At 66.3% G+C, this 15,615-nt stretch carries 17 protein-coding genes; all 17 read right to left on the bottom strand.

Translation table 11 applies throughout. The annotated features are described in order from the left end of the window. Positions 1–34: 34 nt before the first annotated feature. The gene (locus WCE59_RS06910; protein ID WP_343258008.1) at positions 35–436 is read right to left on the bottom strand and encodes a SirB2 family protein; all 402 of its coding nucleotides are present in this window, start codon (positions 434–436) and stop codon (positions 35–37) included. A 43-nt stretch (positions 437–479) separates the two neighbouring features. Continuing rightward, entirely contained in the window at positions 480–1,700 is a 1,221-nt protein-coding gene (locus WCE59_RS06905) for an NnrS family protein (protein WP_343258007.1), read from the bottom strand. Between the two features lie 79 nt (positions 1,701–1,779). Next, on the bottom strand, positions 1,780–1,965 hold the full coding sequence (locus WCE59_RS06900) for a hypothetical protein (protein WP_343258006.1): 186 nt from the start codon (positions 1,963–1,965) through the stop codon (positions 1,780–1,782). Positions 1,966–2,176: 211 nt separating this feature from the next. Beyond that, entirely contained in the window at positions 2,177–2,926 is a 750-nt protein-coding gene (locus WCE59_RS06895) for a helix-turn-helix domain-containing protein (RefSeq protein ID WP_343258005.1), read from the bottom strand. Between the two features lie 19 nt (positions 2,927–2,945). Beyond that, positions 2,946–4,352 (bottom strand): oxygen-independent coproporphyrinogen III oxidase, encoded by a 1,407-nt coding sequence (gene hemN / locus WCE59_RS06890; protein ID WP_343258004.1) that lies wholly within the window; start codon positions 4,350–4,352, stop codon positions 2,946–2,948. 171 nt (positions 4,353–4,523) lie between these two features. Continuing rightward, the gene (nirK, locus tag WCE59_RS06885) at positions 4,524–5,690 is read right to left on the bottom strand and encodes a copper-containing nitrite reductase (RefSeq protein ID WP_343258003.1); all 1,167 of its coding nucleotides are present in this window, start codon (positions 5,688–5,690) and stop codon (positions 4,524–4,526) included. Positions 5,691–5,857: 167 nt separating this feature from the next. Next, complete coding sequence (gene azu / locus WCE59_RS06880; protein WP_343258002.1) at positions 5,858–6,310, bottom strand: azurin; 453 nt, start codon at positions 6,308–6,310, stop codon at positions 5,858–5,860. A 126-nt stretch (positions 6,311–6,436) separates the two neighbouring features. After that, complete coding sequence (locus WCE59_RS06875; protein WP_343258001.1) at positions 6,437–7,162, bottom strand: sulfite exporter TauE/SafE family protein; 726 nt, start codon at positions 7,160–7,162, stop codon at positions 6,437–6,439. Beyond that, positions 7,152–7,352: a cbb3-type cytochrome oxidase assembly protein CcoS gene (gene ccoS, locus WCE59_RS06870; protein ID WP_343258000.1), complete on the bottom strand. Its 201-nt coding sequence runs from the start codon at positions 7,350–7,352 to the stop codon at positions 7,152–7,154. The genes WCE59_RS06875 and ccoS overlap by 11 nt, the downstream gene beginning before the upstream one ends. Then, positions 7,349–9,790: a heavy metal translocating P-type ATPase gene (locus tag WCE59_RS06865; protein ID WP_343257999.1), complete on the bottom strand. Its 2,442-nt coding sequence runs from the start codon at positions 9,788–9,790 to the stop codon at positions 7,349–7,351. Before WCE59_RS06865 ends, ccoS begins: the two co-directional genes overlap by 4 nt. Then, positions 9,787–10,305 carry a FixH family protein gene (locus WCE59_RS06860; protein WP_343257998.1) on the bottom strand — a complete coding sequence of 173 codons (519 nt, stop codon included), beginning with the start codon at positions 10,303–10,305 and terminating at the stop codon, positions 9,787–9,789. Before WCE59_RS06860 ends, WCE59_RS06865 begins: the two co-directional genes overlap by 4 nt. Further along, positions 10,302–11,831, bottom strand: a complete 1,530-nt coding sequence (locus WCE59_RS06855) for a 4Fe-4S dicluster domain-containing protein (RefSeq protein ID WP_343257997.1) — start codon at positions 11,829–11,831, stop codon at positions 10,302–10,304. The genes WCE59_RS06860 and WCE59_RS06855 overlap by 4 nt, the downstream gene beginning before the upstream one ends. Before the next feature lie 31 nt (positions 11,832–11,862). Next, the gene (locus WCE59_RS06850) at positions 11,863–12,114 is read right to left on the bottom strand and encodes a hypothetical protein (RefSeq protein ID WP_343257996.1); all 252 of its coding nucleotides are present in this window, start codon (positions 12,112–12,114) and stop codon (positions 11,863–11,865) included. 44 nt (positions 12,115–12,158) lie between these two features. Continuing rightward, positions 12,159–13,106 (bottom strand): cytochrome-c oxidase, cbb3-type subunit III, encoded by a 948-nt coding sequence (gene ccoP, locus WCE59_RS06845; RefSeq protein WP_343257995.1) that lies wholly within the window; start codon positions 13,104–13,106, stop codon positions 12,159–12,161. Continuing rightward, positions 13,103–13,258 carry a CcoQ/FixQ family Cbb3-type cytochrome c oxidase assembly chaperone gene (locus tag WCE59_RS06840; RefSeq protein ID WP_343257994.1) on the bottom strand — a complete coding sequence of 52 codons (156 nt, stop codon included), beginning with the start codon at positions 13,256–13,258 and terminating at the stop codon, positions 13,103–13,105. Before WCE59_RS06840 ends, ccoP begins: the two co-directional genes overlap by 4 nt. Before the next feature lies 1 nt (position 13,259). Beyond that, on the bottom strand, positions 13,260–13,895 hold the full coding sequence (gene ccoO / locus WCE59_RS06835; RefSeq protein ID WP_343257993.1) for a cytochrome-c oxidase, cbb3-type subunit II: 636 nt from the start codon (positions 13,893–13,895) through the stop codon (positions 13,260–13,262). A gap of 16 nt (positions 13,896–13,911) precedes the next feature. After that, positions 13,912–15,405 (bottom strand): cytochrome-c oxidase, cbb3-type subunit I, encoded by a 1,494-nt coding sequence (ccoN, locus tag WCE59_RS06830; protein WP_343257992.1) that lies wholly within the window; start codon positions 15,403–15,405, stop codon positions 13,912–13,914. Positions 15,406–15,615: the final 210 nt, after the last annotated feature.

The raw sequence follows: 15,615 nt of genomic DNA, 5'->3' as shown, positions 1-15,615 counted from the left end.
ACGCGATGGGGCGGCTTCACCCGGCAATGCCGTACTACAACACTCCGACGTGGAGCAGCCCGAGTGGATGGTGGGCCCGCGCGATGCTGTAGATCATGCCGAACGTGGCCAGCGCAGCCACGTAGCACAGGACCCGTCCGGTGCGGCTGCGCGCACGCCTGAGGGCGTATACGCCCAGCACGACATAGGCCACCAGCAGGATGAGCTTCGCCGTCAGCCAGCCGTTGGCGTACAACCCGCCCGGCAGGATGGCCAGCAGCGTGAAGGCGGCTGCGAGCAGCGCGGTATCGATGCCGTAGCTGGTCCAGCGCACTGCTGCCCGGCGCGGCCAGTGCATGCCGGCCAACACGCCGGCGCCGCGCAGGGCGAACAGCGCGCCGCTGGTCAATGCCAGGCCGATGTGGACGTGTTTGATCTGTGGATAGAACTCGATCATTGAAGCATCCGGCGCGAAGAATGTTGGCCCGTCTTCGGCAGGTTCAGCCCGGCCTGCCGTCGGCCCGGGGGGCCAGGTAGATCCGGCCCAGCCTGATCACCCACGGCAGGAAGGCCACCAGCCAGCCCAGCGCGGCCGCCGCCTGCCAGGCCGGGGTATCCGGCAGCACTTCGGCCGCGACCCGCATCAGCGCCACCACCTGGATGGCGATGAAGGCGAACCAGGCCACCTTCGGCATGTACAGGCCCTGGCCGGAGTGGCCCTGGGTGACCCGGGTGACCATGGCCACCAGCACGCTGCCAAAGAACCCTACGAACAGCGCGTGCGCCGGGCCGCGGCCAAGCCAGTACACGCCGGTCAGCAGGTAGGAGAAGCTCTGACCGGTATAGAGCGCGAACGTGAGCGGCAGCCAGGCCAGGCCCAGGAACAACACCGTCAGCAGCCCCGGCTTTTTCCCGCGCGGCCACCACCGCCACAGCATCAGGCCGGTCAGCGCCAGCAGCGGCAGGTCAACCAGCCACAGCAGTCCGTACAGATGGAGCAGTTCCAGCACCAGGTGGCCCAGGCTCAGCGGCCACAGCGCTGCCAGCAGCCACATGGGCCGCCATGCCTGGTAACCGGGCACGGCGCTGGCGGCGAAGAACGGAAACATGCGATGGGCAACGGTGAGATAGATCGGCAGCAGCAGACCGAAACTGCCGATCTTGATGCTGACGAACGCCCAGAACGGCGAAGCGCCCCACACGTGCGCCAGCCACGCCAGCAGGCCCAGGAAGCCCAGGCTGAGGGCGGCGAAGCAGGAGCGCGCGTGCCATGTGGTGCCGCGCTCACGCCACAGCAGCGGCCCCAGGGTGCACAGGCCTGCCACCCAGCCGCCGATGGTCATGAACAGCCCCACCACCAGACCCACGTCCCAACCGATCGCTCCGAGCAGGGTCGCGATCTGGCCGCCGAACAGGCCCACGCCCACCGGGGCGTAGCGCCAGCGCTCGAAATCCGGCTGCCCCGTCCACTTGGGAAACGTGGTGAGCAGGAAGCCGAAGATGAAGCTGGGCAGCATCTGGTACTGCATCACGAAGGCGTGCAGCCAGCCGGCGTAGGTCAGCGGCTGGTGCATTTCCACCAGCGGCCAGCGCAGCGCGCCCAGCCAGGCGGCCCACCAGGCCATCGCCAGCAGCAGGTTGCCGGCGCCAATGAAAAACATCAGCCGGTGCGGGGCGTCGCCCAAGCGGCGCGGGGACAGGGAGCGGGTTGGGGTTTCCATGGCCCCCAGTATGGGAGACCTGCCCGGCGTCCGGCCTTGACCCAGGTCAGACGCGTCGCGGATCCGGCAGGGTGGGGAATCAGATGAGGCGGAATCGGGGGCTGGATTGGACCGGGGCGTAGCGGCGCTGCTGGAACGAACCGGCGTGCGGGTCACGGCCGTTGATGGTCGCGATGGCGCTGTGGCTGGCCGGAAGGCTGCGGGCGGCTTCGCTCAGGAAGGAAGTCGGAAGGGCGTGGGCGGCTTGGGGGATATGGGTGTACATGATGGGCTCCGGGGAAGCTGTTCTGGTGAGTTGGTGGTGCGGTGTGTTGGTAGAGTATAACACCAGACGCAGCGGCCATGTGCCATAAGTCATGGGTGGGGGAAAAAGTGCTCAGGAATGGGCACGCAGCGGACAGCCTGAAGGGCGCTGGCGCGCCTTCATCGTCCTTCAGATGGTCAGTCGGGCGCCGGTGACTACCGGCGCACAGCGATCAGTCGCGCAGGATCGGCTCGGCCAGCGTTTCCAGACCGTCGCGATCCAGCAGTTCCACATCGCGGCGGTCGATCTGCAGCAGGCCGTCCTGCTGGAACCGGCGCAGCACCCGGCTGACCGTTTCAGGTGCCAGGCGCAGGTAGTTGCCGATGTCGGTCCGGGCCATGGTCAGCTGGAAGCGGTGCGGTGAGAAGCCGCGCGCAGCCAGGCGACGCGAGAGTCCGATCAGGAAAGCGGCCATGCGCTGGTCGGCGGTCCAGTCTCCGGCCAGCAGCGCGGCGCGGCCGATATTGCGGCTGAGCAGGCGGAACAGATGCCGCTGCAGGCCCGGCAGCTGTCCGGCCAGCACCGAGATCTTGGGGAACGAGAACTGGCACAGCATCACCGTGTCCAGCGCCACCGCGTTGCAGGGATAACGGTCGCCATCGATCCCGTCCAGGCCAATCACCTCGCCGGGGAAATGGAACCCCAGCACGTGTTCCCGGCCTTCGCGATCGATGGTGTAGGTCTTGACCGTGCCCGAGCGCACCGCGGCGATGGCCTCGAACGGATCGCCCGCGCGGAACACATGGTCGCCCGCGTGCAGCGGCCCGGTGTGTTCAACCAGCATGTGCAGGTTGCGCAGGCCGGACTTGTCCATGCCTTCGGCCAGGCAGGCCTGGGAAAAGGCGCAGGTGGAGCAGAAGGTGAAGTCGTCACCATCGTCCGCCAGCGTTGCCTGGTTGTGATGCGGAAACGGCGTACTCATCGCCGTCCCGCCGAAGCAGTCAGATGGCACGCGAATAGCGCGGAGCGGATGGCTCGGCGATGGGCTGGTTGAGATATTGGTCGAAGCACATCGCAATGTTACGCAACAGCAGCCGTCCGCGCGAGGTGGCGGTGATCCGGTCCTGCTCAACCCGCACCAGTCCGTCTTCCACCAGCGGATACAGGCGTTCCAGCGCGTCGGAAAAATACTCGGAGAAATTGATCAGGTAGCGCCGTTCCAGCGCACTGACCGGTATTTCCCCCTGGCACATCAGGCGCTGGATCAGGTCGGCCCGCAGGCAGTCGTCTTCGTTCAAACGCAGACCGCGAAATACCGGCAGCCGGCCCTCGTCGACCGCGATCTGCCAGGACGGAAGGTCGCGCGGATTCTGGCTGAAGGTATTGCCGATATGGCTGATGGCGCTCACTCCAAGGCCGATCAGATCAGTGTCGGCGTGGGTGGTGTAGCCCATGAAGTTGCGGTGCAGGCCGCCGCGCTCCTGGGCACGCGCCAGGTCGTCATCGGGCAGGGCGAAGTGGTCCATGCCGATGTAGCTGTAACCGGCCGCGCCGAGTTTTTCGATGGCCAGCTGCAGCAGCGCGAGCTTGGTTTCGGCATCCGGCAGCTGGTCCTCGCTGATCTGCTTCTGCGGGCGGAACAGCTGCGGCAGGTGCGCATAGCTGTAGACCGCCAGGCGGTCCGGGCGCGCTTCCAGCACCAGATCGAGCGTGCGCGCAAAGCTTTCGCGGGTCTGCAGCGGCAGGCCGTAGATCAGGTCCAGGTTCACCGAGCGGAAACCATGCTGGCGGCAGGCCTCCATCACGGCGAAGGTTTCGTCCACCGACTGCACCCGATTCACCGCGACCTGCACGTCATGGTCGAAATCCTGCACGCCCAGACTGGCACGGTTGAAACCGATCTCCGCCAGCTCGGCGACCTCCTTCGGACCGATGAAGCGCGGATCGAGCTCGATCGAAATGTCGCGATCGCGGTGCCCGGAGAAGTGGAACTGGCTGCGCAGCGCATCCACCACCTCGGCCAGCTGGGCCGGGGCGAGGAAGTTCGGGGTTCCGCCGCCGAAGTGCAGCTGGATCACTTCCCGGTCGCGGTCAAAGAGCTCGGCCACCATCGCGATCTCGCGATACAGGCGGGTCAGGTAGGCCTCGCCGCGGGTCAGGTCGCGGGTGATGATCCGGTTGCAGCCGCAGTAGAAGCACGGGCTCATGCAGAACGGCACATGCACGTACAGCGACAGGCGTCGGGGGATGGGGTCTCCATTGCTGGCCAGCGCCGCTTCGCGCAGCTCGGCTTCGCCGAAGTCCGCGTTGAACTTGGGCGCGGTCGGGTAGGAGGTGTAACGCGGGCCGGGGCGGTCGTAGCGCCGCAGCAGCCCTGCGTCGAACTGGGGTTGGGAGGGAATCTGCATGATTGAATCTTAGGCCTGGGCGGAGGGGGATGCCTTGACTCTGGTCAATCGGGGGTGGATGGGAGCGGCGCCTGGCATCGGCACCCGCGTGATGGGCGTGCGGACCAAAAAAAGAAACCGCCGCCCCAGGAGCAGGGCGGCGGCGGGGTAACCCATCTTGGCTGGGGGATGTCAGCGGGCGATGGGCAGGGAGAGGTCGGTGTCGGCCTTGATCGGACCCGCAGCCGACGGCAGGCTCATCAGGTCGTGATCCCAGGTGTCGCCTTCAACCATCACGTGTGCAGCCGCACCCAGTTCAACCGCCTCGATCAGGTTGTGGTTGAGGTAGGTGTACAGACCCGGCTGCAGGAAGGTGTACAGCGCGGCACCGGCCGAGCCACCTGCGATGAACCACGTCTCCAGATCCTTGAGCGGCGCGTTGTTGAACTTGCCACGCTCCCACACATAGTCACCGTGACCGCCGATCAGGTGCGGGCGGGTATCGCGGTTGCCCTGCGAGTGGATGAACAGCACCGTCTCACCAACCTTGGCCGTCATCGAGTTCTCGCCGGTCAAAGCGCCGACCGAGCCGTTGAACACCACGTGGCTGGGGGTCAGGCTGCGCATGACCTCAAGCGTCTCCGGAAGCGCTTCAGCGTGCGAACCGTAGCTCTTGAAGTTGCCGTCCTCATCGCGCGGGATGTAGAACTCCGTCTCGCCGATGTAATAGGCCTTGTCGTAGCGCAGCGGATTGTTTTCGCCGTCCTTCAGGCCCTCGCGGGGCAGCACCATGATCGCGCCCTGCATGCCGGCCACCACGTGCCACGGCGTCATCGTGCCGCCAGGTGCGCAGTGATAGATGAAGGTGCCCGGCCGGGTGGCCTTCCACAGCAGCGTGACCTCTTCGCCCGGGGAAATGACGGTGATGTCGCCGCCGCCCATCGCACCCGTCGCCGAGTGGAAGTCGATGTTGTGCGGCATGGTGTTGGTGGCCGGGTTGATCAGCGTCAACTCAACATAGTCACCCTCGTGCACGACCATCATCGGCCCGGGGATGCTGCCGCCGAACGTCATGGCCTGCAGCGTGGTGCCGTCCTGGTCAATGACCACTTCCTGCTCGGTGATGGGCAGCGTGAACTGCACCACCTTCGGTCCGCCAACAGCGACCTGGCTATGGTCATGGATATGCGGCGGGCGAACCAGCTGCACCTGTTGGCGCGGCAGGTTGGACAGGTCAGGCGCGTCGGCAATATTCCGCTGCACCAGTTCCATGGCATCCATCGCCTGTGCGGGCTCCGGCGCAGCGCCCATTCCAAGGACGATTGCAGCGGCGAGAAGGGTGGTCTTGAACACGTTCATCGTGGGTCTCCAGTGGGTGTTTCTTTGTCTGGAGCTATGGTCCCCCGGGAGCGTTTTAGTCGCCTTGACCGGAGTCAAGTAGGGGGTTGTTTTGCCAGGACAACGCACACAAAAAAACATGCCGGCTTTCGCCGGCATGTCAGGGGGAGAGAGCTGTGTGGGAACAATCAGCGGGTGACTTCCACCTTGCCCCGCATCAGACCCGAGTGACCCGGGAAAGAGCAGAAGAACGTGTAGTCATTACCAGCCGTCAGCTTGTTGCCCGGGAACGTGATGCTCGTCTTGCCACCACCACCGATCATCTCCGTCGCAGCGATCACCCGAGCATCGCCGGCCGGCACATAGTTGGCGGCCGCACCAGCCTTGATTCCGGCCTGGGCAACGTCATTGGCGTTGGCAGCCTCGGTAATCACCACGTTGTGGCCCATGGCCGCCACCGGCAGCGAACCGGAGTGGGTCAGCTCGACCGTGATCGACGAACAGCTGGACGAGACACTGACGCTCTTCTCGCTGAACTGCATGCGGTCGTTGCTGTCCAGAGAGATCGTGCAGTTCTGGGCGGCAGCGCTGCCAGCGGCAAAGAGGATGGCAAGCCCGAGGGCGGCGGTAAGGCGTTTCATGGTGACTGCTCCTGTGCAGTGACGAAGGTTGAAATCCATGCTTGAAAGTATGGAGATGGACGCCTTCAATCACCTTGATCTGGATCAGGTCCGGAGCATGCTTTTACGATCGGGTGCGGAGCGCGTTCACGCGCCGCGTGGCAGGCAGCCGAGCGCGGCCAGTACGCCGTGCAGGGCCGGGATCTGCATCAGCCACGGTGAGGCCATGGTCAGCAGCCCGGCAGCCAGGACAAACCCGCCCGCCACGGCCCGCCAGCGCGGCTGCTGCAGCCAGCGCCCGATGCGCGCGCCCGACCAGGTAAGGGACACCATCAGCGGCAGGGTGCCGAGGCCAAAGGCCGCCATGGTCAGGGCGCCGTTGCGTGCGTCGGCCTGCAGCCACGCCACTGCCAGCAGGCTGGTGCTGAGCCCGCACGGAAGCCAGCCCCACAGCATGCCCAGGCCAATCCGCTTGGCTGTGGTGTCGGCCGGCAGCATATGCCGTTGCAGCGGCCGCAATGCGCCCCATAGGCGCTGCGCAGGGCCGGCGAGAAAGCCTGCGCCTGCCCGCGGGTTGAGGATCCGCAGGGCAACGACAATCATCATCATGCCTACGGCGGCGCGCAGGCCCCAGGCCAACCAGTCAACCCGGACCACCCGCAGCAGGCCGTGGCCGAGTCCGCCCACGATGGCACCGGCCACGGTATAGCCCAGCACCCGGCCGAGGTTGGGTTCAAACGCCGCACGCCAGCTGCTGCGCGTGGACATGGCGGAAAACCCGGTGGCGATGCCCCCGCACATGGCGGCGCAGTGCACGCCGCCCATCACGCCCGCGAGCAGCGCGGCGCCAAGGGCAAGCCAGTCAATCGGCATTGCGTTCCTGTGCCTGGCCGGGCTGGACATCTTCCAGCCGGCCCGGTGGCGGCGCATCCTCGCTGAGGATGTCGATCGCCGCCGTGTCCAGATCCTCGAACTGGCCCTTGCGGACCGCCCAGACAAAGGTGCCGATCATGACCAGCAGCAGGATCACGCTGATGGGAATCAGTACGAAAAGGATGTTCATGCCGCAGTCCTGGAATGGGAGCGTGGAAGGCGGGTGAGCCGCAGGGCATTGCCCACCACCAGCAGCGAGGACAGGGCCATGCCCAGCGCTGCCAGCCACGGGGTCACCAGGCCGGCAATGGCGACCGGCAGGGCGATGATGTTGTAGCCGCCGGCCCAGACCAGGTTCTGGCGGACCACGCGACGCGTGCGACGGGCGGTTTCCAGGGCCTGCGGGACGCGCATCAGCGAATCGCCGGTCAGCACCAGGTCGGCCGACTGCTGGGCCAGCGCGGCGCCAGCCGAGAGGGCCAACGACACATCGGCGCCGGCCAGCACCGGGGCGTCATTCAGTCCATCGCCCACCATCGCCACCACTCGACCCTCGGCCTGCAACGAACGCGCATAGGCCAGCTTGTCTTCGGGGCTCTGGCGGGCATGGGCGTGTTCAATGCCCAGGCGCTCGGAAAAGGCTGCCACGGGGGCGTCGGCGTCGCCGCTGGAAAGATGCACGCGGATGCCCATCTCCCGCAGGCGCGCGACGGCGGCAGCGGCGTCGGCGCGGGTGGCTTCTTGCACCCGGAACCGGGCGACGGCGCGTTCGCCATCGCCCAGCCAGATGGCATCGTCATCGGCCTGCCCGGCGGCCGCGTAGGCTGCCCGGCCCAGCTTCCAGAGCTGTCCATTGACGCTGCCTTCGATGCCCTGGCCGGGAACAGCCCGGACACCTTCAGCAGGGTGGCGGACTTGCAGGCCGGCAAAGGCGCGGGCCAACGGGTGACCGCTGTCGCTTTCCAGCGCAGCGGCGATTGAAAGCACCGTGTCGCGGTCCAGTTCGGCCAGAGGCGTGGCTTCCGAGAGCACCGGGTGTCCATCGCTGAGGGTGCCGGTTTTGTCGAAGACCAGATCGGTCACCCGGGCCAGCTGGTCAAGCGCGGATTCACCAAGCGCCAGCACACCCAGACGGGCCAGGGTGCCGTGGGCCGCGGCCAGCGCCGCCGGTGCGGCCAGTGCCAGCGCGCAGGGACAGCTGATCACCAGCAGCGCCAGGGTGACCTCGAGGGCGCGGGACGGATCGTAGATGCGCCAGCCGATGTAGACCGCCACCGCCGCGATCAGCAGCCAGCTGACGAAGTGGTGGGCAATGCGTTCGCCCACCACTGCCAGCGCGGGGCGCTGGGCCTGGGCCTTCTCGACCAGGGCGGTGAGCTGGGAGAGGCGGGTGCCGGCACCGGTCTCGTCCACCCGCAGGCGGGCGGGGCGATCGCGGCACAGGGTGCCGGCATAGACGCTTTCGCCAGCCTCGCGGGCCACGGGTGTCCATTCGCCGGTCAGCAGCGCTTCTTCGAAGCTGGACGGCTCCAGCAGGATGCCGTCGGCCGGGACCACGCCGCCAACCGCCACGTAGGCCACGTCGCCGGGCGAGAGCGCGGCAACCGGCACGGTTTCGCGCTGCCCATCCGGCCCTTCGCGTGCGGCGAAGGCGGGCCGGGCACGCGCCAGGGCATCCACCTGGGCGCTGGCGGTGGCGCGCGCGCGCTGTTCAAGCATGCGCGCGACCAGCAGCAGGAACACGAACATCACCGCCGCGTCGTACCAGACGTGGACCCCGCCGCGGACCGTTTCCAGCACGCTCGCGCCCCAGGCCAACAGGGTGGCGCTGGCGATCAGGGTGTCCATGCCGAGGCGGCGCTGGGTGAGTTCGCGCCAGGACCCGAGCAGGAACGGCCAGCCGGCGTAGAACACCACCGGCGTGGACAGCAGGAAGCTGACCCAGCGGAAGAAATCCCGCGTGGGGATAGGCATCGTGAAGTGGATATCCAGATACAGCGCTTCGGCCACCATCATGGCTTGCATGGCGCCGATCCCGGCCACGCCGATCCGGATCAGGTCGCGGTTGCGCTGCCGGCGCTGCTCGCGCTCGCGCGCTTCACCCGTGGCCAGGTAGGGCCGGTAGCCGAGCGCGGCCAGGCGCCGCAGCGGCGCGGACAGCCTGGTGCGGGTGGGATCCCAGGTCAGGCGGATGCGGCCGGTGACGGCGTTCGCGCCGCTGTCGATGATGCCTTCTTCGCGCGACAGCGCCCGGTCGATCAGCCACGCGCAGGCGGCGCAGCGCATGCCGTCGGTGAGCAGGGTGATCTCGCGTCCGCCCGCCACGTTGCGGGCATGCTCGGCCTGGACTTCCTCGCGATCCCAGAGGGAGAGATCGTCGTCCAGGGCGTCTTCGTCGATGCGGCTGGCCGGCGCCGTGCGCAGGCGGTAGTAGTCGCCCAGGCGCGCATCCTGGATCCATTCGGCCGCCGCGGCGCAGCCTTCGCAGCAGAACGAACGGGTGACCCCGGACAGCGAACGCTGCGCCGGTGAAGCGGGCAGCGGATCGGCGCAGTGGTGGCAGCCTGCGGCTTGCCGTGGAGAGGCGGCGTCCGTGCGCAGGGTCGCGCCCGGCGCGACCGCGCTCATGGGTCGGTGCCGGCGTCCTGCAAGGCCGGTTGCAGGCGCGCGGCCAGCTCCCCGCGCGTCAGCCTGCCTTGCAGGCGCCATTCACGATCGGCGGGAGACAGGCGCAGGTTCCAGTCGTGCTCGGTGCTGACCTCGGCTTCCACACGCCAGCCGGTATCGGAAGGATCCAGCTGCAGGCGCAGGTCTTCAGCGGAATAGACCGGGTGGCTGAGCACCAGGTCCAGCGGTGTGCTGCGGGTGAAGCGGCCGCTCACCGGAAAGACTTCCACCGTCCCGGCCTCCAGATCCAGACGGACCACGGCTGCGTAGCGCCCGGCGCGGGCGGCTTCGTCGGCACTCAGGTCGGTGACCTGGGCGCCGCGGGCGGTGCGCCGCACTTCGTCCAGTACCGGATCGTCGCCGCCGGTGCGCAGCGCCGTGATCAGCAGGCCTATGCCGGCGATGATGGAAATCGCCGGCAACACGAAGACCAGGATCAGGACATGGTTGCGCCAGAAAGGGACTTTTTCATTCATTGCAGGGGACCAAAGAAGCTGCTGTCGACCTCTTGACGGATCTGGCCATCGGCCGATTCGATCACGAAGGTGATTTCATGCCGGCCCGAAACGCTGGCCGGTGCGGCGATGACCAGCGGCAGGGAGAGCACCTGCTGGGCGTCCAGGGAGACGGCTTCGTCAACCATCAGCTGGAGGTCGTTGATGCCGCTTTCAATGGCGATATTGTACTGCGCCTGGTCGTTGGTCTTGTTGATGAGCTTCAGCGTGTAGCCATTTTCAACGCCCGTCGGGGTCTCGCGGTACAGGGCGTTGCGGTCGCGCAGGACCTCGGCGATCAGCGGGCTGCGCGTGCCCACGCCCCAGCCCCAGGCCAGGACCAGTGCGAGCAGGATCGTGCCGTAGATCATGATCCGCGGACGCATGATCCGGCTGGGCTTGCTGTCGATCGCGTTCTGGGTGGTGTAGCGGATCAGGCCCTGCGGATAGCCCATCTTGTCCATGACTTCGTCACAGGCGTCGATGCAGGCACCACAGGCGATGCACTCGTATTGCAGACCGTTGCGGATATCGATGCCGGTGGGGCAGACCTGGACGCAGATGGTGCAGTCGATGCAGTCGCCCAGCGCTTCCGGGTTGAATTTGGGCAGCGGCTCGGCCGCGATTTCCAGCTCGTTGTCGAAGGTGATGGTGCCGCGGGCGTGGGCCCGGTTGTCGGCCGCGGTTGGATGCTTGGCGGCGCGGAACACGTAGTCGTAGGCGGTGATCTTGTCGAGCAGCCCGCGGCCACGCTCCAGCACGCTTTCCAGTCCGCGCTTGCGCGGGCCACGCGGCTCGCCGCGCATCGGGTCGTAGGCGATGATCAGGGTGTTGCGGTCGAACATCGCGCTCTGGAAGCGCGCGTAGGGGCACATGTATTTGCACACCTGCTCGCGCAGGAAGCCGGCATTGCCCCACGTGGCCAGGGCGTAGAACAGCACCCAGAAGACTTCCCAGCCGCCCCATGCCAGCTGCGGCAGGCGCACGCCCAGATCGGTGATGGGGGTGAAGAAGCCGACGAAGGTGAAGCCGGTCCACAGCGCCAGCACCAGCCACAGGAAGTGCTTGGCGCCCTTGCGCAGGATCTTCTCGCGGTTCCAGGGGCCGGCATCAAGGCGCATGCGCTGGTTGCGCCGACCTTCGGTCCACTGCTCGATCCACAGGAACACCTCGGTCCACACGGTCTGTGGACAGGCGTAACCGCAGAACAGCCGCCCGGCGAGGGCGGTGAAGAAGAACAGCGCCATCGCGGCGACGATCAGCAACAGGGCCAGGAACACGAAATCCTGCGGCCAGAAGGTCAGCCCGAACACGTGGAACTGGCGCGCAGGCAGATCAAACAGCACCGCCTGACGGCCATTCCAGCTCAGCCACGGGAACACATAGAACATGCCCAGCAGCCAGAACACGGCCAGCTTGCGCAGCCGGTCAAGCCGGCCGGTCACTTCGCGCGGATAGATCTTGCCTTCGCTGGCGTAGTAGCTGTCGTGCCCGTCGTCTTCGAGCATCTTGATTGGAATACGGCCGGACATAACCTGCTCAGTCGCCTGACAGCGTCCGATTGAAACGGCTGGCTGGTCTGAGCAGCCACCACGTAAACAGGCTGGAGGACGCCGTCGCCAGCCAGGAAACAAAGAAGCCGATCGTGTAGCCCTGGGTGCGGCTGATCGGGAGCCCGGGGAACGTCATGTCCCGCAGTTCAAGCGGGTCGACGTGGGCAAAAAACACCATGGTGGTCACACCCGCGGCAAAGAAGCTCGGCCACAGGATCGCGCCGAGCCTCTGTGCCATCGGCCGGGGCGGGTGCTCCGGCGCGGATGGGCGGACCTGGTGACTCACTGTTGTCCGCTCCCGGAGACCGCGGTAGAGGCGGTTCCTTCGGCCGGATTGGAGAGCGACCAGACGTAGGCGGCCACCAGACGTGCACGGGTTTCACCCAGCAGGTCGCGGTGTGCCGGCATCACGCCGTGCCTTCCTTCAGCGATGGTCTGGTGCAGTGCGTCCGAGCTGCCGCCGTAGACGTATTCGCCACGGGTCAGGTTGGGAGCACCCAGCGAAGGATTGCCGGTGCCGTCTGCCATGTGGCAGGCCACGCACAGTCCTTCGAACAGGCGCTCGCCGCGGGTGGCGAAGAAGTCACGCGGAGCATCGGGCTGGGCCAGGGCGCGGGTGTAGGCAACAATCTGGGTCATTGCCTGCTCTCCGCCCATGCCCACCAGCACCGATCCCCAGGGCGGCATGATGCCGTCGCGCCCGTCGAGGATCGTGGTCAGGATGTCTTCCGGCTCGCCGCCCCACTGCCAGTGATCGTCGGTGAGATCGGGATAGCCGATCGCACCCTGGGCGGTGGAGCCGTGGCAGGTGGCGCAGGTGTTGGCAAAGATCGACCGGCCCAGCTGCAGCGCCTCGTCGTTGCGGGCCAGCACCGGGATCGGCTGGCCGGCGTGGACGGCGAAGGTTTCTTCCAGCAGCGCATCGTTGGCTGCACGCTGTTGGTCGTGTTCGGAAGCCGAGGTCCAGTTGCCCACGCCGGGGAACGCTCCCAGGCCCGGATACCAGATCAGGTAGCCGACACCGAACACGATGCTCAGGTAAAAGCCGTTGACCCACCACTTGGGCAGGGGCTTGTTGTATTCGGTGATGTTTTCGTCCCAGACATGACCGGTGTCATCGGGCGCCGGATCGCCGGGACGACGGCGGCCCGTCCACCACAGCAGCCATGTGTATCCGGCGATGTGTGCGATCACCAGGACGATTACAAACAGGGACCACCCCTGGGTCATGGCTGCCTCTCCATCACTTCTTCCACTTCGTTCTCTTCCAGCGGCAGGCGCGCGGCCTCATCAAAGGTGTATTTGCGACGCGGGCTCCAGGCCCACGCCCAGCCGGCCAGGAACACCAGCAGCAGGACCACGGTTACGATTCCGGACACCATCTCACTGTCCTCTAGGTGCGTTGCGGCCGAGTCCCTGCAGGTAGGCGACCACGGCGTCGAGTTCGGTCTTGCCGCTGACTTCTTCAGCGGCTTCGGCAATCTGCTCGTCGGTATAGGGATCACCCAGGCGCTGCAGCGTGTTCAGGTGGCGGGTGATCTGTTCCGGGTTGACCATGCGCTGATCAAGCCACGGGTAGGACGGCATATTGGATTCGGGCACCACGTCGCGCGGGTTGATCAGGTGCACGCGGTGCCAATCGTCCGAATAGCGGCCGCCCACGCGGGCCAGGTCCGGCCCGGTGCGCTTGGAACCCCACTGGAACGGACGGTCGTAGACCGACTCGCCGGCCAGGGAGTAATGGCCGTAGCGCTCGGTCTCGAAGCGCAGGGTGCGGATCATCTGCGAATGGCAGTTGTGGCAGCCCTCACGGACGTAGACATCGCGCCCGGCAAGCTGCAGCGGGGGGTAGGGCTCAACCCCGGGCAACGGCTCGATCGCTTCGGCCTGGTACATCAGCGGCACGATCTCGACCAGCCCCCCGAAGGAGACCACGACCGCGATCAGGACCGCCATCAGGCCGACGTTCTTCTCGACCTTCTCGTGCGGGTTGTTTGGCTTGTTTGGCTCGTTGCTCATGCTTGTTTCCAGACAATCAGGCGCGCGCGTTGGAGGCGTCGGGCGGCAGCACGGGCTGCGGGGCACGCGTGGTACGCGCAGCGGCAAAGGTCTTCCAGGTATTGACTGCCATCAGCACCATGCCCGAGACCACCAGCACGCCGCCCAGCAGGCGGACGAAGTAGTAGGGGTAGGTGGCATTGAGGGCTTCAACAAACGCGTAGGTGAGCGTGCCGTCGGCATTGGTAGCGCGCCACATCAGGCCCTGCATCATCCCGGCGATCCACATCGACACGATGTAGAGCACTACGCCGATGGTGTGCACCCAGAAGTGGGCGTCGATCCACTTGACCGAGTACATGCTGTTCAGGCCCAGCAGGCGCGGCATCAGCGAGTAGATGGAGCCGATCGAGATCATCGCCACCCAGCCCAGGGCGCCGGCGTGCACGTGGCCCACGGTCCAATCGGTGTAGTGGGACAGCGAGTTGACCGTCTTGATGCCCATCATAGGGCCCTCGAAGGTGGCGATCATGTAGAAGCTGATCGCGACGATGAGGAACTTCAGGATCGGGTCGGTGCGCAGCTTATGCCACACGCCGGACAGGGTCATGATGCCGTTGATCGCGCCACCCCAGCTGGGAGCCAGCAGGATGATCGAGAACACCATGCCCACCGACTGCACCCAGTCCGGCAGGGCGGTGTAGTGAAGATGGTGCGGGCCGGCCCACATATAGATGGAGATCAGCGCCCAGAAGTGCACGATCGACAGGCGGTAGGAGTACACCGGACGACCGGCCTGCTTGGGCACGTAGTAATACATCATGCCCAGGAAGCCGGCGGTCAGCAGGAAGCCCACCGCGTTGTGGCCGTACCACCACTGCACCATCGCGTCGACCGCGCCGGTGTAGATGATGTACGACTTGCCCAGGCCCGCAGGCAGCGCCAGGTTGTTGACGATGTGCAGCAGGGCGATGGCGAGGATGTAGGCGCCGTAGAACCAGTTGGCCACGTAGATGTGGGACACGCGGCGCTTGGCGATGGTGCCGAAGAACAGCACCGCGTAGGCGATCCAGACCACCGCGATGGCGATGTCGATCGGCCACTCCATTTCCGCGTATTCCTTGCTCTGGGTGATCCCCAGCGGCAGGGTGATGGCGGTGGCGACGATGATCGCCTGCCAGCCCCAGAACACGAACGCGGCCAGCCTGTCGGAGATCAGCGGGGCATGACAGGTCCGCTGCACAACGTGCAGGCTGGTGGCGAACAGAGCGCTGCCGCCGAACGCAAAGATCACCGCGTTGGTGTGCAGCGGACGCAGGCGCCCGTAGCTCAGCCACGGAATGCCTTCAAACAGCGTGGGCCAGTACAGCTGGGCGGCGATGACCACGCCTACCAGCATGCCGACGATGCCCCAGATCACCGTGGCGACGGCGAACTGGAGCACTACTTTGTCGTTGTAGTAACCATGTTTTGCGGATTCGGCCGGCCCCACATTGGGGTCGATGGCCGGGGCGATGCTGGTGTCTGCCATGATGGGGGTGTCTCTAGGTCCGGACGGTATTGTTGCGGCTGGGGAGGGATGACGACTTGATCTGGATCAAGTCGGAAAAATGCCCGCCGTGTGGCAGGCATTGCTTCGTGGGCGTGGCCGCTTTCACCCCGTGAGCAACCGGGGGGTGCCCGGAAGCGCAACCGTGTGTAAAATCCCAACCATTGTAGGCTGTCCCGTTGCCAAATGCAG

It is taken from the genome of Luteimonas qiangzhengi (assembly GCF_039548515.1).
Classification (GTDB): domain Bacteria; phylum Pseudomonadota; class Gammaproteobacteria; order Xanthomonadales; family Xanthomonadaceae; genus Luteimonas.
This window is presented reverse-complemented; position numbering and strand designations above follow the sequence as displayed.